This window comes from Gemmiger formicilis (assembly GCF_016901605.1).
Lineage (GTDB): Bacteria > Bacillota > Clostridia > Oscillospirales > Ruminococcaceae > Gemmiger > Gemmiger formicilis_B.
The window spans coordinates 1-384 of the sequence record NZ_JACJKP010000496.1 but is presented as its reverse complement, the minus strand read 5'-3'; the positions used below and the strand labels follow the sequence as shown (position 1 = coordinate 384).

Genomic DNA, 384 nt, shown 5'->3' with positions numbered 1-384 from the left:
GCCGTCCGGAAGAAGATGGAGAATCCTATCAGGATGTTTTGGATTTTTGCAAGGAGTGGATGGCAGGATGCAGGTGAATTTACTGGCACTGGGCGGCGGTACGGAAACCACCATGACAGCGCAGACCCAAGCCGCGCTTTTGCAGGCACAGTGTATTGTGGGAGCGGCCCGCTTGATTGAGCGGTTGCCGGCAGAATGTACACCAAACCGCGCCGCAGCTACCAAACCGCAGAAGATTCTGGAAGCTTTACGAGCTGCCAATTGCGACCGCGCTGCCGTGGTATACAGTGGCGATACAGGCTTTTATTCCGGGTGCCGCAATCTGGTACCTTTGTTGGAAGAACAGGGGATTGCCTATACCGTGTTTCCGGGCATTTCCAGTGT

The 384-nt window shown here is 54.9% G+C and carries 1 protein-coding gene; it reads left to right on the top strand.

All coding sequences use genetic code 11. The features are described 5' to 3' along the window. Positions 1-67: 67 nt before the first annotated feature. Positions 68-384: SAM-dependent methyltransferase (locus H6B10_RS15620; protein WP_243427432.1), on the top strand; the 317-nt coding region annotated here is incomplete at its 3' end.